The 21,837-nt window shown below is 70.9% G+C and carries 19 protein-coding genes and 1 pseudogene; 7 read left to right on the top strand and 13 right to left on the bottom strand.

The features are described 5' to 3' along the window. Window positions 1-53 precede the first annotated feature (53 nt). Window positions 54-398 (bottom strand): hypothetical protein, encoded by a 345-nt coding sequence (locus ACGFNN_RS17420; RefSeq protein ID WP_393556714.1) that lies wholly within the window; start codon window positions 396-398, stop codon window positions 54-56. Window positions 399-614: 216 nt separating this feature from the next. Between ACGFNN_RS17420 and ACGFNN_RS17415 the strand changes: the two genes are divergently transcribed. Beyond that, on the top strand, window positions 615-1,370 hold the full coding sequence (locus tag ACGFNN_RS17415; RefSeq protein WP_393556713.1) for a hypothetical protein: 756 nt from the start codon (window positions 615-617) through the stop codon (window positions 1,368-1,370). Here the strand turns inward: ACGFNN_RS17415 and ACGFNN_RS17410 are convergent. Together ACGFNN_RS17410 and ACGFNN_RS17405 are read right to left on the bottom strand one after the other, a co-directional pair. Further along, complete coding sequence (locus tag ACGFNN_RS17410; protein WP_393556711.1) at window positions 1,345-2,886, bottom strand: NCS1 family nucleobase:cation symporter-1; 1,542 nt, start codon at window positions 2,884-2,886, stop codon at window positions 1,345-1,347. The two genes, ACGFNN_RS17415 and ACGFNN_RS17410, sit on opposite strands and share 26 nt — an antisense overlap. Before the next feature lie 91 nt (window positions 2,887-2,977). Further along, window positions 2,978-3,979, bottom strand: a complete 1,002-nt coding sequence (locus tag ACGFNN_RS17405) for a TIGR03842 family LLM class F420-dependent oxidoreductase (RefSeq protein WP_393556709.1) — start codon at window positions 3,977-3,979, stop codon at window positions 2,978-2,980. A 524-nt stretch (window positions 3,980-4,503) separates the two neighbouring features. Between ACGFNN_RS17405 and ACGFNN_RS17400 the strand changes: the two genes are divergently transcribed. After that, window positions 4,504-5,334, top strand: coding sequence for an alpha/beta fold hydrolase (locus tag ACGFNN_RS17400; RefSeq protein WP_393556707.1), 831 nt, complete (start codon window positions 4,504-4,506; stop codon window positions 5,332-5,334). Window positions 5,335-5,381: 47 nt separating this feature from the next. Here ACGFNN_RS17400 and hydA read toward each other — a convergent pair whose 3' ends face one another. The 3 genes from hydA to ACGFNN_RS17385 form a co-directional block, all read right to left on the bottom strand. Continuing rightward, a complete protein-coding gene (gene hydA, locus ACGFNN_RS17395; RefSeq protein ID WP_393556705.1) occupies window positions 5,382-6,770 on the bottom strand; it encodes a dihydropyrimidinase in 1,389 nt (462 codons plus the stop codon). Between the two features lie 90 nt (window positions 6,771-6,860). Beyond that, window positions 6,861-8,144 (bottom strand): aspartate aminotransferase family protein, encoded by a 1,284-nt coding sequence (locus tag ACGFNN_RS17390; RefSeq protein ID WP_393556703.1) that lies wholly within the window; start codon window positions 8,142-8,144, stop codon window positions 6,861-6,863. Beyond that, on the bottom strand, window positions 8,141-8,983 hold the full coding sequence (locus tag ACGFNN_RS17385) for a nitrilase-related carbon-nitrogen hydrolase (protein ID WP_362544803.1): 843 nt from the start codon (window positions 8,981-8,983) through the stop codon (window positions 8,141-8,143). Before ACGFNN_RS17385 ends, ACGFNN_RS17390 begins: the two co-directional genes overlap by 4 nt. A 432-nt stretch (window positions 8,984-9,415) precedes the next feature. On the opposite strand from ACGFNN_RS17385, the gene ACGFNN_RS17380 reads away from it, so the two are divergent. Next, window positions 9,416-10,216 (top strand): hypothetical protein, encoded by an 801-nt coding sequence (locus tag ACGFNN_RS17380; protein ID WP_393556701.1) that lies wholly within the window; start codon window positions 9,416-9,418, stop codon window positions 10,214-10,216. Between the two features lie 47 nt (window positions 10,217-10,263). Here ACGFNN_RS17380 and ACGFNN_RS17375 read toward each other — a convergent pair whose 3' ends face one another. The 3 genes from ACGFNN_RS17375 to ACGFNN_RS17365 form a co-directional block, all read right to left on the bottom strand. Further along, window positions 10,264-11,625 carry a hypothetical protein gene (locus ACGFNN_RS17375; protein ID WP_393556699.1) on the bottom strand — a complete coding sequence of 454 codons (1,362 nt, stop codon included), beginning with the start codon at window positions 11,623-11,625 and terminating at the stop codon, window positions 10,264-10,266. Window positions 11,626-11,751: 126 nt separating this feature from the next. Beyond that, window positions 11,752-12,141, bottom strand: a complete 390-nt coding sequence (locus tag ACGFNN_RS17370; RefSeq protein WP_362544812.1) for a PPOX class F420-dependent oxidoreductase — start codon at window positions 12,139-12,141, stop codon at window positions 11,752-11,754. Between the two features lie 111 nt (window positions 12,142-12,252). Then, a complete protein-coding gene (locus tag ACGFNN_RS17365; protein WP_393556697.1) occupies window positions 12,253-12,540 on the bottom strand; it encodes a helix-turn-helix domain-containing protein in 288 nt (95 codons plus the stop codon). A gap of 41 nt (window positions 12,541-12,581) precedes the next feature. Between ACGFNN_RS17365 and map the strand changes: the two genes are divergently transcribed. Next, window positions 12,582-13,349, top strand: a complete 768-nt coding sequence (map, locus tag ACGFNN_RS17360; RefSeq protein ID WP_393556695.1) for a type I methionyl aminopeptidase — start codon at window positions 12,582-12,584, stop codon at window positions 13,347-13,349. 16 nt (window positions 13,350-13,365) lie between these two features. Here map and ACGFNN_RS17355 read toward each other — a convergent pair whose 3' ends face one another. Both ACGFNN_RS17355 and ggt read right to left on the bottom strand, forming a co-directional pair. Next, a complete protein-coding gene (locus ACGFNN_RS17355; protein ID WP_393556693.1) occupies window positions 13,366-14,040 on the bottom strand; it encodes a glycoside hydrolase family 75 protein in 675 nt (224 codons plus the stop codon). 157 nt (window positions 14,041-14,197) lie between these two features. Further along, complete coding sequence (gene ggt / locus ACGFNN_RS17350) at window positions 14,198-16,003, bottom strand: gamma-glutamyltransferase (RefSeq protein ID WP_393556691.1); 1,806 nt, start codon at window positions 16,001-16,003, stop codon at window positions 14,198-14,200. Between the two features lie 105 nt (window positions 16,004-16,108). Here ggt and ACGFNN_RS17345 point away from each other — a divergent pair, with 105 nt between their 5' ends. Together ACGFNN_RS17345 and ACGFNN_RS17340 are read left to right on the top strand one after the other, a co-directional pair. Then, window positions 16,109-16,855: a hypothetical protein gene (locus tag ACGFNN_RS17345; protein WP_393556690.1), complete on the top strand. Its 747-nt coding sequence runs from the start codon at window positions 16,109-16,111 to the stop codon at window positions 16,853-16,855. 189 nt (window positions 16,856-17,044) lie between these two features. Continuing rightward, complete coding sequence (locus tag ACGFNN_RS17340; RefSeq protein ID WP_393556689.1) at window positions 17,045-17,497, top strand: hypothetical protein; 453 nt, start codon at window positions 17,045-17,047, stop codon at window positions 17,495-17,497. Window positions 17,498-17,675: 178 nt separating this feature from the next. On the opposite strand, the pseudogene ACGFNN_RS17335 reads toward ACGFNN_RS17340, so the two are convergent. Then, window positions 17,676-18,140, bottom strand: a pseudogene (locus ACGFNN_RS17335) (glycoside hydrolase family 3 C-terminal domain-containing protein); the annotation flags it as partial. Window positions 18,141-18,223: 83 nt separating this feature from the next. Next, window positions 18,224-19,099, bottom strand: a complete 876-nt coding sequence (locus tag ACGFNN_RS17330; RefSeq protein WP_393556687.1) for an oxygenase MpaB family protein — start codon at window positions 19,097-19,099, stop codon at window positions 18,224-18,226. Window positions 19,100-19,602: 503 nt separating this feature from the next. Between ACGFNN_RS17330 and ACGFNN_RS17325 the strand changes: the two genes are divergently transcribed. Continuing rightward, complete coding sequence (locus ACGFNN_RS17325; RefSeq protein ID WP_393556685.1) at window positions 19,603-21,732, top strand: cellulose binding domain-containing protein; 2,130 nt, start codon at window positions 19,603-19,605, stop codon at window positions 21,730-21,732. The last annotated feature ends 105 nt before the right edge of the window (window positions 21,733-21,837 follow it).

Raw genomic sequence — 21,837 nt, 5'->3', positions numbered from 1 at the left:
AGGACCCCGCACCGCGGAGGCCGCGCGGCGCGGGGCCACGCGCCGCGCGGATCCTACGGACGGACGTGGATCTCGCCGATCCCGGAGCCGAGACCGGCGCAGTGGGCGGTCGACTGCCCGGACTCCCCCGGTCGCAGCGTGACGTGGTTCCCGTCCACGTCGGGCGACCAGCCGCACACCAGGTGGACCCAGAAGGTCTGGGTCGCCGTGCCGTTGTTCCTGCAGAGCGCGTACCCGGTGTAGTCGTCGACGGCGTGCTTGCCGGTGTCGCAGGACAGTCCCGGCGGGGTCGCGGCGGGGGCCGCGGAGGCCGGCGAGGCCAGGGCTGCGGAAAGCCCCAGGACGGCGATGGCGCGGGCCGACGCGCGGACGGCACCCTGCCGGTGTGGCTTCTTCATGCTCTCCCCTTCGATCCGGTCTGTTCCGGTGATCCCGGTCGGTGCCGGTGATCTTCGGGGCGCTCATCCCCCACGTTCCGTGACGCAAAACACCGCCCCACCTCACCCTCCGTACACCCCGCCCGCCGGGCAGGCAACCGCGCGCGGGCGTACGCTCGCTGGGAAGGGTGAGACAACGTAAGGGCCTTGACCAGGGACGTTCTCCGAGGAGGCACCGTGACAGGTCAGCGCATCGCCGCCCGTGCAGCCGCCTGCGCGGCGGTCGTCGCACTCACCGTCACCACGGGTGCGACGGCCCACGCCGACGACGACTTCGAATCCCTCCCCGCCCAGCAGATCGCCGACCGCGCCCGCGAGGCACTGCTCGCCGCCGACTCGCTCCGCCTCCACGCGCAGGGCGACCTGGGCGAGGGAAGGGAACCGATGACCATCGACCTCAGCCTCGACCGGTCGGGCAACTGCGCGGGCGACATCGATCTGGGCAGCGGCAAGGGCGACATCAAGATCGTCAAACGGGGCGACGACGTCTGGGTCAAGCCGGACTCCGACTTCTGGGAGAACCAGGTTCCGATCGGCGGCGAGGCCTTCGAGGCCGTGGTCGCGGGCCGGTACCTCAAGGGTGACGCCTCGGACTCACGGCTGCGCCCCGCCGTACAGGCGTGCGACCTGGACACCTTCCGCGAGCTCGTCGCAGACAACCCCGGCACGGGGTTCACCAAGGGCGAGGTGACGACCGTGGACGGGGTACGGACGGTTCCCGTCACCAGGACCGACGGCGACCGGCTGACCACGACCACGTACGTGGACTCCGGGGGCGACCACCATCCCGTGCGGATCACCCTGCGGGGTGACGGAGCGGACGCGGCCGTGGACCTCAGCGACTATGGCACGCCGGTTCCCACGGCCACGCCTTCCGCGGACGAGACGGTGGACATCAGCTCCCTGCTCAGCCGGACGTCCGCCCCTTCCTGACCCCCAGGCTCAGGAGCGTGTACAGCACGAGCGAGGAGGCCAGGCCGACGGCCCAGCCGTAGTCGGCGAGCGGCCTCAGGAACGGGATCAGCCCGTCGTCAGGGAACGGACCCGCGCCCGGGGCGGAGTGGGAACCTCCGACGGCGAGCACGCCTCCGACGGCGAAGGCCAGCACGGCACGCCAGTTCCAGCCCGCCGTGTACCAGTAGCGGCCGCCCGGCAGATAGAGGTCGGGCAGGTCCAGGACGGTCCGGCGGATGATCCAGTAGTCGGCGATCAGGATTCCGGCCACCGTGCCGAGCAGACCGCCCACCAGCCCGAGCCAGGTGAAGATGTACAGCTCGGGCGTCTCGGTGAGCTTCCACGGCATGATCAGGACGCCCACCACCCCGGTGATCAGCGCGCCGGTGCGGAAGCTGATGAGCTTCGGGGCGAGATTGGCGAGGTCGTACGCCGGTGAGACGACGTTGGCCGCGATGTTCACGGAGATCGTCGCGACCAGCACGGTGATCAGGCCGAAGAGCAGCCCGAAGACGTTGTCGGTCCTCGCGACGAGCTGGACCGGGTCCCAGACGGCCTCCCCGTACACAGCCTGCGAACCGGAGGTGACGAAGACCGAGAGCAGCGCGAAGAAGGTCATCGTGGTCGGGAGCCCGAGTGACTGCCCCCGGATCTGGGCCCGTTGACCGGCACCGAAGCGGGTGAAGTCCGGGATGTTCAGGGAGAGCGTCGACCAGAAGGCGATCATCCCCATCAGGGAGGGGAAGAAGACCGGCCAGAAGTCCGATCCCCAGCCGAGCGCCGACGGCTGGTCGAGGAGCGGACCGAAGCCGCCGGCCTTGACCGCCACCCAGACCAGCAGCACGACGGCGCCGACGAGGACGAAGGGAGCCGCCCAGTTCTCGAAGCGGCGCAGGGTGTCCATACCCCGGTGGATGATGGCGAGTTCGAGGGCCCAGAAGAGGACGAAGCAGAGCCAGAGCGTCCAGGGCTGGCCGCCGATCTCACCGGCCCGCGCCCAGCCGCCGAACATCTTGCCCAGCAGCGTGAAGATCCCCACCCCGCCGATCCAGGTCTGGATCCCGAACCAGGCGCACGCGACCGCCGCCCGGATCAGAGCCGGCAGGTTGGCACCGCGCAGCCCGAAGGAGGCACGCGCCAGCACGGGGAAGGGAATGCCGTACTTGGGACCGGCGTGCCCGGTCAGCAGCATCGGTGCCAGCACGATGACGTTGGCCAGCGCGATCGTGAGGACGGCCTGCTTCCAGTCCATGCCGAGTGCCACGAGCCCGGAGGCGAGCAGCCAGGACGGGATGTTGTGCGCCATCCCGATCCACAGCGCGGCGAAGTTGTACGTGGTCCAGGTGCGCCGCTCCAGTGGGACCGGCAGCAGATCGTCGTTGACGAAGCGGGAGTCCCCGGGGAGAGCCCCGGGGGCGAGTTCCGTCCTGCCGGAGGGATCGGATATCGGCTCGCCGGAAGCGGACGGTGGAAGGGGTGGGACGGTGGCGGTCATGGTGATGTGACCCTTCGCTCGGGAGACTCGGGGAGAGGTGCCGTGCGGGGCGCGGGTGGGCGGGGCCGGAGGCCGTCGCTGTGCGGAGGGGTCAGGCGGAGAGTGCGGGGATGATCGTGGAGCCGTAGGCGTCGATGGTGGCCTCGCGGGCGTCGTGCATGTCGTAGACGGCGAACTGGTCGACGCCCAGGTCCCGCAGGACCATGAGCTTCTCGATGTGCGCCTCGGCCGGGCCCAGCAGGCAGAACCGGTCCACGATCTCGTCCGGGACGAAGGCCGTGTCCGGGTTCCCGGCCCGGCCGTGGTGGCTGTAGTCGTAGCCGGAACGCCCCTCGATGTACTGGGTGAGGGCTTCCGGCACGAGTCCGGAGTGCTCCCCGTACCGGGAGACGAGATCGGCGACGTGGTTGCCGACCATGCCGCCGAACCAGCGGCACTGCTCACGCGCGTGCGCCAGGTCGTCGCCGACGTAGGCCGGTGCGGCGACGCAGATGGTGAGGGAGTCCGGGTCACGGCCGGCCGTGGCCGCGGCCTCGCGCACGGCCTTGACCATCCATTCGGTGAGGTAGGGGTCGGCCAGCTGGAGGATGAAGCCGTCGGCCTTCTCCCCGGCCAGCGCGAGGGCCTTGGGCCCGTACGCGGCCATCCAGACGGGAAGCTTGCCGTCCTTCACCCAGGGGAGCTGGACCGGCTGTCCGTCGACGGTGGCTTCGCGGCCCTCGGCGAGGTCCCGGATGACGTCGATGGCCTCGCCCAGCCGGGCCAGTGTGTTCGGCTTGCGGCCCGCCACCCTCATCGCGGAGTCCCCGCGCCCGATGCCGCAGACGGTGCGGTTGCCGTACATCTCGTTGAGGGTGGCGAAGGTGGAGGCGGTGACTTCCCAGGTGCGGGTCCCCGGGTTCGTCACCATCGGCCCGACGACGAGCCGCTCGGTGTGTTCCAGGATCCGGCTGTAGATGACGAACGGCTCCTGCCAGAGCACCGTCGAGTCGAAGGTCCAGCCGTAGCGGAAGCCGTTGCGTTCCGCGCGGCGCATGAGTCCGACGACCGCCGACGCGGGCGGGTCGGTCTGGAGGACGAGACCGAATTCCATGACAGATGCTCCTTGTCGAAGAACTGACACGTGGCGCGCGGTTGCGGGCACCGTGACCGGATCGGCGGGGTGAGCCGCCTGCCCGCGCGCATCGCGGCGGACAGGCGGACGGGGAGAACGCGGCGGACCGCGTCGGCGGGGTGAGCTGTGAGCAGCCTTCCACGCCGGGCCACGTCGGACGCGGCACCGCGGCTCCCGGTATCGCGCGTCGCAGAGGGTGGGCGGTACCGCTCCTCTCCCGACCCAGCGGAGGGAGGTTCCCGGCGCGGGGCCCCGGGCCGGGAGGCCCGGGGAGGGAGCCCGGCGGCGCCCTGGGACGGGTCACCGGCCACACCCGGACGCCTGTCCGAAATGAAACGTAAATCCATCGAAGGTATGGTTCGGAGGGTTGCGCCTCGGCCTTGCCGACGACGGGTGCCACGCCTGTTCGCCGGGCCGCCGGACACGCGCACGCCACGTTCCCCGCCCGCCCTCACCTTCCTCGTGGCGCGGGCGATTCCATCGTCTCCAGCCGAAGGATCGACATGGGCACGGTCACCACCGCAGACGGCACGAGCATCTTCTACAAGGACTGGGGGCCGCGCGACGCCCAGCCGGTCGTGTTCCACCACGGCTGGCCGCTCAGCGCGGACGACTGGGACAGCCAGATGCTGTTCTTCCTGTCCCACGGCTACCGGGTCGTCGCCCACGACAGGCGCGGCCACGGACGATCCGGCCAGCCTTCCGGCGGGCACGAGATGGACACCTACGCCGCCGATGTGGCGGCGGTGGCCGAGGCCCTCGACCTGCGGGGGGCCGTGCACATCGGTCACTCCACGGGCGGCGGCGAGGTGGCACGGTACGTCGCCCGTGCGGAGCCGGGGCGGGTCGCCAAGGCCGTGCTCGTCAGCGCGGTGCCACCGGTCATGGTGAAGTCCGAGTCGAACCCCGGCGGGCTCCCGATCGCGGTCTTCGACGGTTTCCGCTCCGCGCTCGCGGCCAATCGCGCTCAGTTCTACATCGAGGTGGCGTCGGGTCCGTTCTACGGGTTCAACCGCCCCGGGGCCGAGGTGTCGCAGGGGTTGATCGACAACTGGTGGCGGCAGGGCATGCGGGGCGCGGCCAACGCGCACTACGAGTGCATCAAGGCCTTCTCGGAGACCGACTTCACCGAGGACCTCAAAAGGATCGAGGTCCCCGTCCTGGTCGCGCACGGCACCGACGACCAGGTGGTCCCCTACGAGGACGCCGGGCCGCTGTCCGCGAAGCTCCTGCCCGACGGCCGGCTCAAGAGCTACGAGGGCTACCCCCACGGCATGCTCTCGACGCATCCGGAGGTCATCAACCCCGACCTCCTGGCGTTCGTCAGGGAGTAGAGGCCCGCCCCGGCAGGGGCGGGCGGCGCGTCCAGCGACGGGCGGCCTCAAAGGTACTGGCACGTCCCCCGGGGCAGATACGTACCGTGCCCGGCGTGCCCCACGTACTCACCTCCCGCGATCACCGGTACGCCGCGGGAGAGCACCGTCTCCACCCGGCCCGTCACGCGCTTCCCCTCGTAGGCGGAGTAGTCGACGTTCATGTGGTGGGTCGCGGCGGAGATGGTCTGCTCGGCGGCCGGGTCGTAGATGACGATGTCGGCGTCGGCACCTGGCGCGACGGTGCCCTTCTTCGGGTAGAGCCCGAACATCCGGGCCGGAGAGGCACAGGCGATCTCGACCCAGCGCCTGCGCGAGATCCGGCCCTCGACGACCGCCTGGTGCAGCAGGTCCATGCGGTTCTCCACGCCGGGCATGCCGTTCGGGATCTTGGAGAAGTCGCCGCGGCCCATCTCCTTCTGTCCGGAGAAGCAGAACGGGCAGTGGTCGGTCGACACGACCTGAAGCTCGTTGTTCCGGAGCCCGCGCCAGAGCACCTCCTGGTGCTCCCGGGGGCGCAGAGGTGTCGAGCACACGTACTTGGCGCCCTCGAAGTCCGGTTCGGCGAGGTTGTCCGTGGAGAGGAAGAGGTACTGCGGACAGGTCTCGCCGAACACCGGGAGCCCTTTGTGACGCGCGGCGGCGATCTCCGCCACGGCCTCGTCCGCTGAGACGTGCACGACGTACAGCGGTGATCCGGCGACCCGGGCCAGCTGGACGGCGCGGTGGGTGGCCTCGGCCTCCAGGGCCACCTTGCGGACGTCGCCGTGGTAACGCGGGTCGGTGCGGCCCTCGGCGAGTGCCTGCTCGACCAGGACGTCGATGGCGATGCCGTTCTCCGCGTGCATCATGATCAGCCCTCCGTTGCCGGAGGCCTGCTGCATGGCGCGGAGGATCTGGCCGTCGTCGCTGTAGAACACGCCCGGATAGGCCATGAAGAGCTTGAAGGAGGTGACGCCCTCCGCGACCAGGCGGTCCATCTCCTTCAGCGTCGACGGGTTCACGTCCGAGAGGATCATGTGGAAGGCGTAGTCGACGGCGCACTTGCCGTCGGCCTTCGCGTGCCAGGTGTCGAGCCCTTCCTGCAGCGAGCCGCCGATGCTCTGGATGGCGAAGTCGACGATGGTGGTGGTGCCTCCCCAGGCGGCGGCCCGGGTCCCGGTCTCGAAGGTGTCGGCGGCATAGGTGCCGCCGAACGGCATCTCCATGTGCGTGTGCGCGTCGACACCGCCCGGCAGGACGTACTTCCCCGTGGCGTCGATGACCCGGTCGGCGGTCCAGCCGTGGCTTCCCGGAGTGGCGAGGGCGACGACCTGTCCGCCTTCCACGAGCACGTCCACGTGGAGTTCGTCGGACGCCGTGACGACCAGTCCGCCGGTGATCAGAGTGCGTGTCACTACTCGTCTCCATTCGCGTCGGCGACCGGACCCGGTCGCCGAGGTGGCCGGCCGCCCGCTCGTGGTGGACGAGCGGGCGGCCGGGTGGTCCTAACCGGCCGCCCGCAGCGCCTCGCCCAGAATGGCCGCGCCTTCCTCGGCCTCGGAGACGGTGAGCGACAGCGGAGGTGCGATCCTCAGGACACTCGTGTCGTGGCCTCCGCCCTTGCCGATCAGCAGTCCGCCCTCCCGGGCGGCTTCGAGTACGGCGGCGGCGGCGTCCGGCGCGGCCTCGTCGCTGCCGGGTCTCACCAGCTCGATGCCGATCATGAGCCCACGTCCACGTACCTCCCGTACGGCGGGTGAGGCCGCCCCGACAGCCCGGAGCCGCTCGAGGAGCAGCCCGCCGACACGTCGGGCGTTGCCCTGGAGATCGTGCTCCAGCAGGTAGGAGAGGTTGGCGAGCCCGGCGGCCATGGTGACCGGGGAACCGCCGAAGGTGGAGATGGAGTTGGCGTCAAGGGAGTTCATGACCTCGGCGCGGGCGACGACGCCTCCGATGGACATGCCGTTGCCGATCCCCTTGGCGAAGGTGAGGATGTCGGGCGGCCCGCTCGAGGCGTGGGCCTGCCAGCCCCAGAAGTGGTCGCCCGTCCGCCCCCAGCCGGTCTGCACCTCGTCGGAGATCCAGAGGATGCCGTGCCGGTCGAGGACCTCGCGGAAGGCCGCGTACAGACCGTCGGGCGGGGCGGTGAACCCACCTACCCCCTGGACGGGTTCGGCGATCAGGGCGGCGGCGCCCCTGGTGTGGCCGAGCAGGTCCTCGAGGTCGGCGACGCAGGCCTTGATGAACCGCTCGTCGCTCAGTTCGGCGTACGGGCCCCGGCCCCGGACGCCGCCGTGGACGTACATCGTCTGCAGCGGCGACAGACTGGTCGTCGACCAGGACCTGTTGCCGGTGACGGACACCGCGGAGAAGGACCTGCCGTGGTAGCTGTTGCGCATCGCCAGGATCTGATTGGACCCACGGTGGGCTGTGGCCAGCAGAAGCGCGGTGTCGTTGGCCTCGGTGCCCGATGTGGTGAAGAAGACCCGCGGGTCGGGGATGCCGGAGAGTGCGGCAATCCGTTCGGCGAGTTCCACCATGGGGCGGTTGAGGTAGAGGGTGGAGGAGTGGATGATCCGCCCCGCCTGCTCGGAGACGGCCTTGGTGACCTCGGGCAGGGCGTGCGCGGTCATCGTGGTGAGGATGCCGCCGAAGAAGTCGAGGTAGCGGTTGCCGTCGGCGTCCCAGACGTGACGCCCCTCGCCGTGGGTCAGCTCCAGCGGCTGCCGGTAGTAGAGCGCCAGCCAGTCGGGGCTGACGGCCAGGTGACGTTCGTGCAGTCCGGTCACGGCTCGACCAGCCCCTCGTACGCGTCGGGCCGGCGGTCCCGGTAGAAGGCCCACTGCTTGCGGACCTCCTCGATCAGTCCGAAGTCGAGGTCCCTGACGAGGAGTTCCTCCTCCTTGTCACTGGCGACGTCCCCGACGAACTGGCCCCGCGGGTCGACGAAGTAGCTCGTCCCGTAGAAGTCGTTGTCCCCGTACTCCTCCTGGCCCACGCGGTTGATCGCCGCGATGAAGTACTCGTTGGCGACGGCGGAGGCGGGCTGCTCCAGCTGCCACAGGTAACCAGAGAGGCCACGAGAGGTGGCCGACGGGTTGTACACCAACTGAGCACCGTTGAGTCCGAGTTGACGCCACCCCTCGGGGAAGTGCCGGTCGTAGCAGATGTATACGCCGACCTTTCCGACCGCCGTGTCGAAGACCGGCCACCCGGCGTTCCCGGGCTTGAAGTAGTACTTCTCCCAGAATCCCTTGACCTGTGGGATGTGGTGTTTCCGGTACTTGCCCAGGTAGGAACCGTCGGCGTCGATCACGGCCGCGGTGTTGTAGTAGAAGCCGGACTGCTCCAGCTCGAAGACCGGGACGACGACGACCATGCCGGTCTCACGGGCGAGGTCCTGCATACGGCGGACGGTCGGCCCGTCCGGGACGGGTTCGGCCCAGCGGTAGTGCTCCGGTTCCTGCACCTGGCAGAAGTACGGCGCGTTGAACACTTCCTGGAAGCCGATGATCTTCGCACCCTGCCGGGCTGCCTCGCGCGCGTGTTCCTCATGCTTGGCGATCATGGATTCGGTGTCGCCGGTCCAGGTCGCCTGGACGAGTGCGGCGCGTACGACGTGGGACATGAGCTGCTCCTTCGACGCGGCGTCAGAGAGCCTCTGCGTTCTCTACGCCCGTAGACACGGTGCATAGGAGGAGAACGTAAGCCCCGTCACACACCGGGGCAAGACCATCGCCGTGAACCGGCTGAGTCGATCATGTTTCACACCCGAGCGGTCCACAGCCTCGCCGGAGCCGTACGGAGGCCCTGGCGCCGAGACCTCGGCGGACGGCGCGAAAACCGGCCACCACAGGCACCACGCGTTACCTCCAGTCACCTCCGTCGGTTATCGGTTCAGCAGCCAATCGGACCAATCCACAAGGCCGTTGGCTCCGAAGCGAAACGGGGAGCGGAAGGGCCGGCAATGACGCCGGACCTCTCGGGCGCACGCACGCGAACCCCGGCGAAGGACGATCCCGGCCCGGACCGACCGGCGGGCAGACACGTGGAGACGCACATGGGTATACGCGGCGCAGTGGTGGACGAGAAACCGGAGACCGGGGCGCGCCCGGGCGGGACCGGAGGCACGGGCGAGGCGCACGGACGCCAGGTGACGGTGGACGGGAACTCCCGGGCGGTGGCCGACGTCAGCCCTGCTCACGAGACCGCCGCCGGACGGGCCGGCCGGAACCCGGCTCCTTCGAACGGCCCGGTCTTCGTCGACGCGACGGGGCGGCGCGGCCGGACCTGGCGTCGCACGGGAACCATCACCGCGATCTGCTGCGCCTGCTATGCCACGACCCTGGTGGCCACGCTGGTCGGCGGCGATTCCACCGCCCCCTTCCTGCGACTGCCCCGGGCCATGGGCCTGGACCGCGGCACCACCCCGGGTGCGGAGGGCGACGGCCGCACGCCGTCTCCGGCCACGGAACAGGGCGGCGGTGCGACCGGGAAGAAGCCTCGTCCGGCGACCGCCGCGACCGTCACTCCCGAGCCCCGCAGGGCGTCCGCGGACCCTGCCGCCGTGCCGCTGATCGACACGGTGCCGTCCGGGGCGGCGACCGAGGCTCCGGTGGACGCCCCCTCCCCGGGGTCCGCCGGTGGCGCCACCCCGAAACCCTCCGCGCCCGCCACGGGCGCCGGGAGCGGCACGGTGGACCCCGGAGCCGGCGCCCGCCCGGACTCCCCCGCTCCGGCCCCCTCCGACGGCACCGGCACCGGCACCGAGGGACCGGACGACGATGGGACGTCCGGCGCACGGGGCCCGCTCGGCACCCTGGTCGGTGGACTGCTCGACGGGCTGCTGGGCGGCGGATGACCGGCCCACGGCGCCGGAGCCATGCCCGGTCAGACGGGAAGGCGCGGCTACGGTGCCGCGATGCCCGCCACCCTGAGCGCGTGGACCACGTCCCACTCGTGCGCGGCGGAGACTTCGCGTGCGGCGGCGAGCAGTTGGGGCACGATGTGGCGGGGCCCGCCTTCGGCGATGCGGGCGGAGTCCTCCGGTGTGTGTACGCGGACGAAGGCGCCCAGGAGGGCCCGCGCCTCAGGTTCGAGTCCGGCCCGGTCGAGGGCGACGACGGCATCGGCGATCTCGCCGGCCGGCCGGGACGCCCCCTGCCGGAGCAGTCGGCCGCAGTCACCGGTGCGGCCGGCTTCGGCCAGCGCGCCTGCGGCGGCGGCGAGTTGGGTCGGCGGCAGGGTGGACACCTCCCACAGGAGGGTCGCCCAGTCGGCGTCCAGGCCCGCCCGGTGCAGGGCGACGGCAAGCACCGGCAGATGTCCGGCGGGCCGGCCCGCGGCCTCGCAGAGGACGACGTGCGCCTCTCCGGTGCGGCCTTCCGCGCGCAGTCGCACGAGCAGCGCGACGGCGTCGTCGGCGGCGCGCAGCACCGCGGGGTCGGGCTCGGTGCGAGGGGGCCGCTCCGGCGCCCGCTCGGTGCCCGCGCCCTGGAACCTGGCGCCGCGCGGCGCGGCGACGGCCGGAGAAGGGGCCGGCAGGACAGGCATGTCCACCGGCATCGGCATGACTTCGTCCTCCTCGGTCTCCAGCCCGGCGAACCGGGCCCCCCGCGGCTTCGTGCGCTTCTTCACGGGGGCCTGCGGCTGCCGACCGGGGCGCTCACGGGAGGATCCGGACTGCTCCGGCCTGCGCGGGCCCGGGAGGACCGCCGATGTTCCGCCCCGGCCCGGCTCTCCGGCGCCGCCCTGCTCCCGGAACCAGGTGTCCGGCACCGTACTGTCCACGGCCGAGAGCCGGTTGCGGAGTTCGTCGCAGCGGGCCGTGGCCCGGTTGTGGTCGTCCCGCGCCCAGGCCAGGGCGTCCGACTCCCCCGCGCGCGGGCCCGGCTCGCCCGTGCCCGCCGCCCTCATCCTCCGGGCCGCGTAGGACTGCTCCTGGAGCATCACACCGAGCCGGTCGACGAGAGCCTGTCTGCCTCCGGGGCGCCTGTCGTGCGCGGCGGCCGACGCGGCGCACAACGCGGCTGCCTGCAGGGACTCCCGGGCGGCGAACTCGTCCCCACGCACCGCGGCGAGATCCTGCAGCATCGACTCGACCACGTCCCAGGGCGGCACCTCGGTACCTTCGAAGCAGGCACGCATGCCCTCGGGGTCCCGCGCGCAGAAGACGCCGTACCAGCCTCGTCCGGGATCGAGCAGGGCAGCCAGATCCCGTAGGTACTCGGCGAACGCCCTTACTTCCCATGCCTGTTGCTGCACCGTCACCGTCGCCCTCATCGGTCGCCAGGGACTGGAGCATTCCAGTCCGCGGGCATTCGACCGCAGGGGTGTTACGGAAGGGCTACGCGCGCTTTTCGGGCCTGCTGCGGCGTGAGCGCGACCGCGGGACGCTCACGCCCCCCGGAGCGTGACCGCAATCCCCGTGTGGGGGCGCTTCCCGAGCCGCGCGACCATGGCGGGCCAGTCCACCAGCCAGAACTTCCACGTGTACTTACGAGCGAGCAACTTGCGCACACCGCCCGTCTCCTCGCCGTCGAGCAGCCGGGCCGTACCTTCGGCGCTCGGCGCGCCCTCGGCGATCCGGCCCCGGACGTCGCAGACCGTCACGCGGACCCGGCTGTCGTTGCGCAGCCGCTTGACCTTCCAGGAGTCGGTCCGGGTCCAGACGTACAGCACACCGCCGTCCGCCGCGGCCCAGACGGGCGTGGCGACGGCGGTGCCGTCCTTCCGGTACGTGGTGAGGCTGACGTACTCACTGCGGGCGAAGTCCTGGAGGGTCACGGAGCGACCCTACTAGGGTCTGTCCGGCGGATCTTCGTGGATCAGCCCGCGGCGTCCGGTGCGCGCTCCCGGCGTGCGCCAGGATCGCCCCGTACTGGACAGGCCCCGGGCCTATGCGGTGAGTGGCAGGCTCCCTGGCGCCGGCAGCGTCCCGGCCACGGGCTCGCACCGGGTGAGCAGCTCGTCCATCGACAGCCCGAGGGCGCCGGCGAGGGCGGCGACCGTGAAGAAGGCGGGGGTGGGCGCTCGCCCCGTCTCGATCTTGCGGAGCGTCTCGGCCGAGATTCCGGCGCTCGCGGCGATCGCGACCATGCTGCGCCCGCCGCGTGCCTCGCGCAGCAGTTCGCCGAGCCGCTCGCCGCGGCGGCGCTCTTCGGGGGTCAAGGGGGTACGGACCATGCCGTCATTCTAATACCGGTCAGACCGGTATAGTAATTGGCATGGTGCAACTCAAGACGGATTCCTCCATCGAAGCGATGCGCGAGACCGGCCGGGTCGTCGCCCGGATGCTGACCGCGGCGCGGGAGGCCGCGGCAGTCGGTGTGTCACTGCGTGAACTCGACGAGATCGCGCACGAGGTGCTGCGCGAGGCGGGCGCGGGCTCCCCCTTCCTCCACTACAAGCCGCATTTCGCCCCCACACCGTTCCCGGCGGTGATCTGTGCCTCGGTTAACGACGCGATCGTGCACGGCATCCCGGACGGATACCGGCTCCGCGACGGCGATCTGGTGAGCATCGACGCCGGTGCGACCCTGAACGGCTGGGCGGGCGACTCCGCCGTCAGCTTCATCGTCGGCCGGCCGAGGCCCGAGGACGTCCGCCTCGTCGACACGGCGTTCGACGCGCTGGACGCGGGCATCGCGGCGGCGGTCGTGGGCAACCGGATCGGGGACATCGCCCACGCGATCGGCACGGTCTGCAGAAAGGCCGGGTACGGCATCCCCGAGGGGTTCGGCGGGCACGGGGTGGGCCGGCAGATGCATGAGGATCCGTCCGTGCCCAACGAGGGGCGCCCCGGGCGGGGCATGCCCCTGAAGCACGGGATGGTGCTGGCCATCGAGCCGATGCTGATCGCCGGCGGACAGGACGTCTTCCACGCCGATCCGGACGGCTGGACCCTCCGGACGGACGACGGCAGCCGGGCCGCACACGCCGAGCACACCGTGGCGATCACGGACGACGGCCCGCGCATCCTGACCGCGCTCTGACCGGGAGCGCGGCCGGTCAGCCGCCGGAGACGAACGCCCTGGCGAGCGCCTCACCCTCGGTGACCGCGGCCGTGTGGTCCTCGATGGGGGCGGCCTCGGAGTTCCGGAACACGATGTAGGTCACGCCGGAGGCGACACCCCCGGTCCTCGGGTCGGGATCGATGCCGAGGCCCTTGGCGGTCGCGTAGGACGCCTCGCCGATGATGCCGGTGGGACCGGTGTCCCCGACGACCGCGTACCGGACCTTTCCGTCGTGGATGACGGCGGCAACACTCCCGCCCTTGACACCCGACTCCGCGTACTTCCAGAGCGGGCCGGGTCCCGGGACGACGATGTACGGCAGCTCGGCGGCATCCAGGTGCTTTCCGGCGGACGTCTGGAAGGCCGTCTGGGACTGGAACGAGGGGTCCGTCCTCCTGTTGCAGACCTTGGTGGACCTGCCGTCGCAGTCGATGTCCATGTCCGCCGTCCAGAACACGGCCTCCTTCGTCCCGCACACCGGGATGTCCGCCCGTGCGCCCTGGTCCGTCCGGTACTTCCCGTGGGAGATCCGGGTGCAGTTCTTGACGCGGTCCAGCAGTTCCGCGGCGCCGACCGCCCCTTCGCTCGCGCCGTCGGCCGTGGGGCCGGCCGTCGCGGGAAGGGCGGAGGCGGCGAGAGCGGCCGCCGAGGCCGCGGCGAGGGCGAGCATGCGTGTTCGCACCGTGTGGAATGCCCTTTCACTGGACTCGGAGGCCCGGTCGGAACCTCCCTTGCGGTCGCGGCCGAGCCGCTTCACGGCCCCGGGGCCGGCAGGACGCCGGAGTGCGCCCGTACCGGCCCCGGGGCCGCTCACACGCGTGGGACCGTCACGGACGACCGCTCGGGTGCACCACCATGGCCGAGCCGCCACCGCGCCGCACCTTTTCCGCGGCCGCCAGCCAGCGCCCCCCGGACAGCCGCTGGATGCCGGTGGCCGCCCCGATCTCCGGGTTCTGCTTGAACACGTGTCCGATGGCTTCCAGCTGACCCCGCACCGGGCTGTTCCACAGTCCGGGCTCGATCTCGGTGGTGGCCGCGTTGCGCTGGCTGGCGCGTGGCGCCGCGATCGCGTCGACGAGCGGCAGCCCTCGGTCGAGGTGGCCGGTCAGCGACTGGAGGACGGTGGTGATGATGGTGGCACCACCCGGTGACCCCAGAGCCAGCACGGGCTTTCCGTGCTCCAGCACGATGGTCGGCGAGATCGAGGACCTGGGGCGCTTGGACGGGCCGGGCAGGTTCGGGTCGTGCACCGCGGGGTTCGCCGGCGCGAAGGAGAAGTCGGTCAACTCGTTGTTGAGAAGGAACCCCCGGCCGGGGACGGTGATACCGCTGCCGCCCGTCGACTCGATCGTCAGGGTGTAGGCGACGACGTTGCCCCACTTGTCGGCGGTCGTCAGGTGCGTCGTGTTCTCCCCCTCGTAGGTCGTCGGGGCGGCCGTACCTCCGCTCGCACAGGCGGCGGGACGGCGGGGGTCGCCGGGAGCGAGCGGACTGGTGAGGACGGCGTCGTCCTTGATGAGGCACTCGCGGGAGTCGGCGAAGCGCTGGCTGAGGAGCTCACGGGTGGGCACGTCCTCGAAGGCCGGATCACCCAGCCAGCGGCCCCGGTCGGCGAACGCGATCCGGCTCGCCTCGATGAGGCGGTGCAGGTACCCCGCTTCACTCGCCTTCGAAAGATCCGTCGATTCGAGGATGTTGAGCGCCTCGGCGACACTGGTGCCGCCGGAGGACGACGGTGCGATGCCGTACACGTCGAGGCCCCGGTATCCGGTCCTCGTCGGCGCCTGGCGCAGGGCCCGGTAGCCCGCGAGGTCCGCGGCCGTCAGTTCCCCCGGACGCGCAACCCGGCTCGACGCGGGGTCCACCGGCGGGTTGTTCACCGTCGACACGATGTCCCGGGCCAGTCGGCCCCGGTACAACTCGTCGACCCCCTCGCGTCCGAGCGTCCGGTACGTACGCGCCAGGTCGGGGTTCTTGAAGACCGATCCGGTCACCGGCAACTGGCCGCCGGGCAGGAAGAGTTCGGCGGAGTCGGGGAAGTCGGCGAACCTCGCCTGGTTGGCGGCCGTCTGCGAGCGGAAGGTCTCGTCCACGGTGAATCCGTCCCGGGCGAGCCGCTCGGCCGGTTCGAGCAGCCGCCCCAGCGGCTTGCTCCCCCAGGCGTCGAGCACCTTCTGCCATGTCGCGGGCGTGCCCGGGGTGCCGACGCCCAGGCCACTGGTGACGGCGTCGTTGAAGGGGATCGGCTTTCCGTCCTCCAGGAAGAGCGAGGAGTCCGCGCTGCGCGGGGCCGTCTCCCTGCCGTCGACGGTCTCGACGCGCCCGGTCCGTGCGTCGTAGTGGACGAAGTACCCGCCGCCTCCGATACCCGCGGAGTACGGCTCGGTCACCCCGAGGGCGGCGGCGGTGGCCACGGCTGCGTCAACCGCGTTGCCGCCCTTGCGGAGCACCTCGATACCCGCCGCCGAGGCGTCCGCGTCGACGCTCGACACCGCTCCCCCGTACCCGACCGCCACCGGCGACTTGGGAGGCGGGACAGGCGGCGCCGAGGCCGCGGGAGCAGCGGCACCGAGCGAGCCGATGACGGCGATCACACTTAGGAACGACACATTCCGGCCGACGGAACGACGCATCCGTACCTCCTGTGAAGGATCGTCCGCGCAGGGTAACGCCGCCTCCCTCGTAACGTCAGGACCGCATCGGCCATCTGTCCGAACGGGCCGCTAATATGCGCGCTCATGAATGACGACGTACGCAACATCGTGCTCGGTCTCATAGCCGCCGGGATCAGCGCCGCTCTCGGCTGGGTCGCCCGTACGTACCTGTGGCGGCGCAAGCTCCGCAGGAAGCAGGCGTTCTTCGGGATGCCGGGGAACTCGGAATGCCTGCTCGTCGTCAATCGCGACCCCAGCGGCGACGGCGCGGTGCACCGCAACGACGTCTTCGCCCTGCTCGAACTCTCCGCCCTCATCAAGGACTGCGAGGCGCACGCCCAGATCGTCTCGCACGACACCGCGCGGCAGGGCTTCGGCGAACGCACCGAGTTCTGCGTCGGCGGGCCGGGCTCCAACCGGCGTATGGCCGCCCATCTGCAGTCACTGCTCCCCGGCGTGAAGATCAACACCCAGTCCGAACCGGGCCCCGACCGCGCGTCCTTCCAGATCGGCTCGGAACGCTACCGGCTCGAGGCGGGCGTCGAGGAGTATGTCCTGCTCGCCAGACTGACGGGTGGTCAGGACGCCCGCCCCGTCTTCCTCTTCTGCGGTCAGCGCGCCATCACCAACCAGGCCGCCTCGCGCTACCTGATGCGCAACCACGACAAGTTGCAGCGCAAGCACCGCAACAGCTCCTTCGTCCTGCTCCTGAAGGTGGTCAACTCCCAGGCGTACGGCGCCGATGTGGTCGAGCTGATCGGAGACGTCACCCGAGCCGCGCAGGCTCCCCTGCCGTCCGCGCCCCGCACGTCCCACCGGGCCGCCGGCTGAGGCCTGCCGGCTTCACCCGCGCTTCGTCGCGCGCGGATCCGGGCGCCCTGCCACCGCGTTCGACAATCCGACCCACAACAACGCCCGGGCATACCCACCCTGCGCACACTCTCGGATCACCTGCCGGCACGCCTCGCCGGGATCGGACACGGAGGCTCGGGCAACGGCCAGTTCGCCGAGCTGTTCATCGTGCCGGAGCGCGACTTCGCGGTGGTCGCCCTGTCCAATTCCGGTCCTGACGGATACTCCTTCAACCAGTCCGTGGTGAAGTGGGCCCTGGAGCACTACCTCGGCGTGATCGAGCAGGAGCCCGAGCCGCTCCCCTACGACGGGGACCGGGCCGCAGATGTCGCCGGCCACTACGAGATCGACGCGATGAACCTCGCCATCGCCGACGAGGGAAGCCGTCTCACCCTGGCGGTGGACATCAAGCCGGAGGTCCGCGCAGCTTCGGACGAGGAGATGCCTCCGGGGTACTCCGCCGCGGCCATCGCCTTTCTTCCCGGCGACGGCGACGAGTACGTCATCACCGAAGGCGGCCTCAAGGGGCAGCGTGGTTACTTCTCCAGGGACTCCGACGGCGCTGTCATCGGCGTCGATCTCGCCGGACGGCTGTTCGGCCGAGTTCGCCCGGCACCGTGAAGCCCGCCTGGCTGGCGCGGGGTCACGCATCGAGCGCCTGACCCATTCGGCATCGAAGGCTCAGGTGGGCAGCGGTTCGCTGCGGCCGGCCGCCCCCGCAGCGAGCCGGAGTCACCCGTGCCCGTTCCCGAACCGGAAGCGTGCACGGGCACCGGAAGACGGTGCGGGGACCCCTGTGTCAGTCGTGGTACGACAGACCGTGTCCGGCGGCGAAGAGGATCTCGGCCGGATCGTCGGCCCGCTGGACGGGCACAGGCAGCTTGCCACGCGGATCGACCCGTCCCGCGATCACCCGCGCGGCGGCGCGCAGTTCGACCTCGGTCCAGCAGTAGGACGCCAGCGATGCCCGCACCGGGCCGAGTTGGGCGATGTCGTAGGGATTGCGCACCGCGAGGTGGACCACGGGTACGCCGGTCGACAACAGCCGGGAGACCAAAGTGCGCTGCGCGCTGGTGGCACCGACGTTGTCCGTGGTGACCACCACCGCGTCCCGGCCCCGCGCGGCCGCCACGGCCGCGTCGATCGTCGCCGCGTCCGGTGTCCGGCCGGTCGCAGTAGCGGCCGTGACGTCGCGATCTCCTCGCTGGTGAAGACCGGAGGCAGGTCGATGGCGACGCTGCCGCCGTGTAGGGGGTTGCCGTCCGGGTCTCTCTGCAGATCTACCGCGCCATAGGACGCGGTTTTCCATGACCGCGTCGCCGAGCAAGCGGCATCTGACACGTCTCATCAGTGCTCCGTGGGCCGGTCCGGGGCCATGGCCCAGCGGATGGCACGCGTGACCAGATGCCCGGCCGGTTGCACCCAGCCTCCTGGCACGAGTGGCGACTGTCGCAGACAGAGGGCGTCGCGGACCCAGGAAGGGAGGGAGCAGACCGCGTTTGCGGCGAGAACCGCGTATGGCGGACGAGCCGCGAGGGGCAGCGGCGGGTGGCGGAGAATGAAGTCTGCCGCTTCGCGCGCCTGAGCTGTCGGGAGCAGTTCAGGGCGGTAGGCAGCCAACACCTCGGTCAGCTGCCGATGAGTACGAGGAGGGTCGGCCACTCCGAGTGCTTCCCCGACGCGGGCCGTATCGGCCACGTAGGCGTCTCGGCCCGCTTCATCGAGCGGAGCCGCGCCGTACCGCTGGTAGGCCACGAGGAAGCTGTCCACCTCAGCCGCGTGCACCCAGCCGAGGAGATGCGGATCGGCAGCGTGATAGGACTCCCCCCGCGGGGTCCGTCCGCGCACCTGCTCGTGAACGGCCCTCACCCGGTCCACGGCGGCCTGGGCGTCCGCCGAGGTTCCGTACGTCGTGACGGCCAGGAAGGTGCTCGTGCGCTGCAGCCTCCCCCACGGGTCACCGCGATACCCGGAATGCGCCCCTACGGCTGCCATCGCCAGCGGGTGCAGGGACTGGAGCAGTAGTGCTCGCAGGCCGCCGATGAACATCGACGCGTCACCGTGAACGATTCGCACCGGCCGGTCGGCATCGAACCAACGAGGCCCAGGGGTCTCGTGGATACGCGCCCGGTTCTCGTTGCCCGCCGGTCCCGCGACCTGAGCGAAAATGGCCGTGCCCACCCGCTTGCGTAGACCCGCGGAACTCGGCAGGACGGGTTTCATACCACCAGTCTGCCGCATGAACGTCGGGCGGTGCTCCCACCTCGTCGGCCGCGGCTGTCGGGCCGCGGCCCGACTGCCCTGTGTGACGGCACACCCCTCCCGAGACTCGGCGAGCCAGACCACGGCGAAGTGGACGGCCACGGCTTTGCCCGCTCGTCGGGGCGGGTCGTGCCGGTCCGCACCGGCGGCACACGACGCTGCCTCCTGCACCCGGAAGATGTACCTTCCCGCGCCGCGGCCGGTGCCAGCGACTCGTGGCGGCCGTTCACCGGATTCGGGCTGTGCAGGGCGTTGACAGGATGTCATGCCCTCCGAATGATGGGAGCGCTCCCACAGGTTGGCGTCTTCGACCGCTGACCCGCACCCGCACGTGCACCGCTGCTCCGCCGTCACCTCACCGTCGGGTCACCGACGGGCCGCACCCGTCGCCGTAGCGGACTTCGCCCGCCCCACGGCGCCGCCGCAGTACTCCGTCCGTGCCGCCGAGATCCCTGGGAGGCCCCATGCCGGTGCGCTCGCACCCACCCCGACGTCCTGTCGGAAGAAGGATTCGTCCCCTCGTACGTGGCGTCGCCGTCATGGCCGCCTCTCTGGCCGTGCTGTCCTCGCTGGCCGGTGTGGCGCCCGCCGCTCCGCAGCCGGCGGGCGACGCCGATGTCGATGTCCGGGTGAACGCCCAGGCGGCCCTGGGCACGCTCTCCGAGGCCGCTCGTGGCGTCAACACCGCCATTTGGGACGCTCACATGAACGATCCCGAGGTGGCGGACCTGATGAAGGCCGCCGATGTCGGAGTGATGCGATACCCGGGAGGTTCGTACGCTGACATCTACCACTGGGAGACGCATACGGCCCCGGGAGGATACGTCGCACCTGGCACCGGCTTCGACGCGTTCATGGGCACCGTCCGAGCCGCCGGCGCGCAGCCGGTCCTCATCGCGAACTACGGATCCGGCACCCCTGAGGAGGCGGCCGGCTGGGTCAGGTACGCGAACGTCACCAAGGACTACGGCGCGAAGTACTGGGAGATCGGCAACGAGATCTACGGCAACGGTCATTACGGCAGCGGCTGGGAGCACGACGACCACGAGGACAAGAGCCCGAAGGAGTACGCACGTCAGGTACGCGCCTACGCCTCGGCCATGAAGGCCGTCGATCCCACCGTGAAGATCGGCGCGGTCCTCACCACTCCCGGCGAGTGGCCGGACGGCGTGGTCGGCCCAGGAGACTCCGGCGACTGGAATCACACGGTGCTCCCCGAGGTGGCCGACGTCATCGATTTCGTGAGTGTCCACTGGTACGCCGGCGGAGCGGACACCACCGCCGAGGACGCCATGGGCAAGCTTGCCAAGCTGCCCGGCGAGCTCCGGGAGGTGCGCAACCAGATCGACCGGGCCGCGGGCTCCGGCTCCTCCGACATTGAGATCGCCCTCACCGAGATCAACACCAACACCGGTGGCGCCCGGCTCACCGCCCGGCCCAACGGCCTCTTCGCCGCCGACGCGTTCATGACCGCGCTGGAGAACGGCGTGTTCACGGTCGACTGGTGGAACACGCACAACGGCGCCGGTCGGATCACCACTGTCGACGGCGAGACCGACTACGGCGACATGGGGATGCTGTCGAGTGGCGCCTGCACCGGTGACGTCTGCCAACCGGCGCCGAACACGCCCTTCCATCCCTACTACGGGATGAAGATGACCAGCGAGCTGGGCACCGCGGGCGACACGATGGTCGCCACCGAGTCCTCCGCGCAGGACGTCTCGGCACACGCCGTGCTCCGGCGTGACGGGCGGTTGAGTGTCATGTTCATCAACAAGAACCCGGACACGGCGCGGACCGTGGCCCTCGACTACGCGGGCTTCATCCCGTCCGGCAACGCGCCGGAAGTCAGCCGTTACGCCCGGGGCGACGGCGACATCACCGAGGTCCGTGACGGGGAGGCATCGGCGTCGCAGGTCACCGTGGACCCGTACGCACTGCTCACCGTGACCCTCGACCCGCAGGCCGGCACAGGGCCGGGCGCCTCGAACGCGAGCACTCCGGGCACCCCGCGCGTGGACGCGGTGACCGACACCACCGCGCGCCTGACGTGGGACGGGGCGCCGGGCGCGAGCCGCTACCTGGTCCAGGAGCGCGACGGTGCCCACACCCGCCTGATCGGGGAGAGCACCGGCACCTCGGTGACCCTGCGGAATCTGCCACCGGGCAGCGCCCACACGGTCAACGTTCTGGCGGCGGACTCCTCTGGGCGGATCTCCCGTCCGTCCTCGCCGCTCACCTTCAGGACCAGCACGCCCGCGGACGCGGCCTGCAGGGTGACTTACCACCGTGACACGAGCTGGGGCAACGGCTTCGTGACCACGGTGACCGTCCAGAACCTGTCGGACACACCGATCACCGGCTGGACGGTGGACTGGGACTGGCCGACGGCGGGCCAATCGGTTTCCTCCGGCTGGAGTGCCACGTTCCACCAGAGCGGATCTCATGTACGGGTCACCGCCCCCGAGGACGCGGGTCCTTTGGCCCCGGACGGTGGCTCGACGGCTTCCTTCGGGTTCGTCGGCGCCAATGACGGCCCCAACCCCGATCCGACGGTCTTCCGTCTCAACGGCGCCGTCTGTTCAGGCGGCTGACGCCGCGTTCGGCGGAGCGGTACCCGGCCCGAGGTGGGCCTGGTACCGCTCGCGCCCCGGAGGCGCCTCCGGCGGGGCCCGCTGATGAGCCAACGGGGAGACCAC

The organism is Streptomyces sp. NPDC048590, from assembly GCF_043199535.1.
GTDB lineage: Bacteria > Actinomycetota > Actinomycetes > Streptomycetales > Streptomycetaceae > Streptomyces.
The sequence above is the reverse complement of the archived record's forward strand: the minus strand, read 5'-3'. Positions and strand labels throughout refer to the sequence as shown.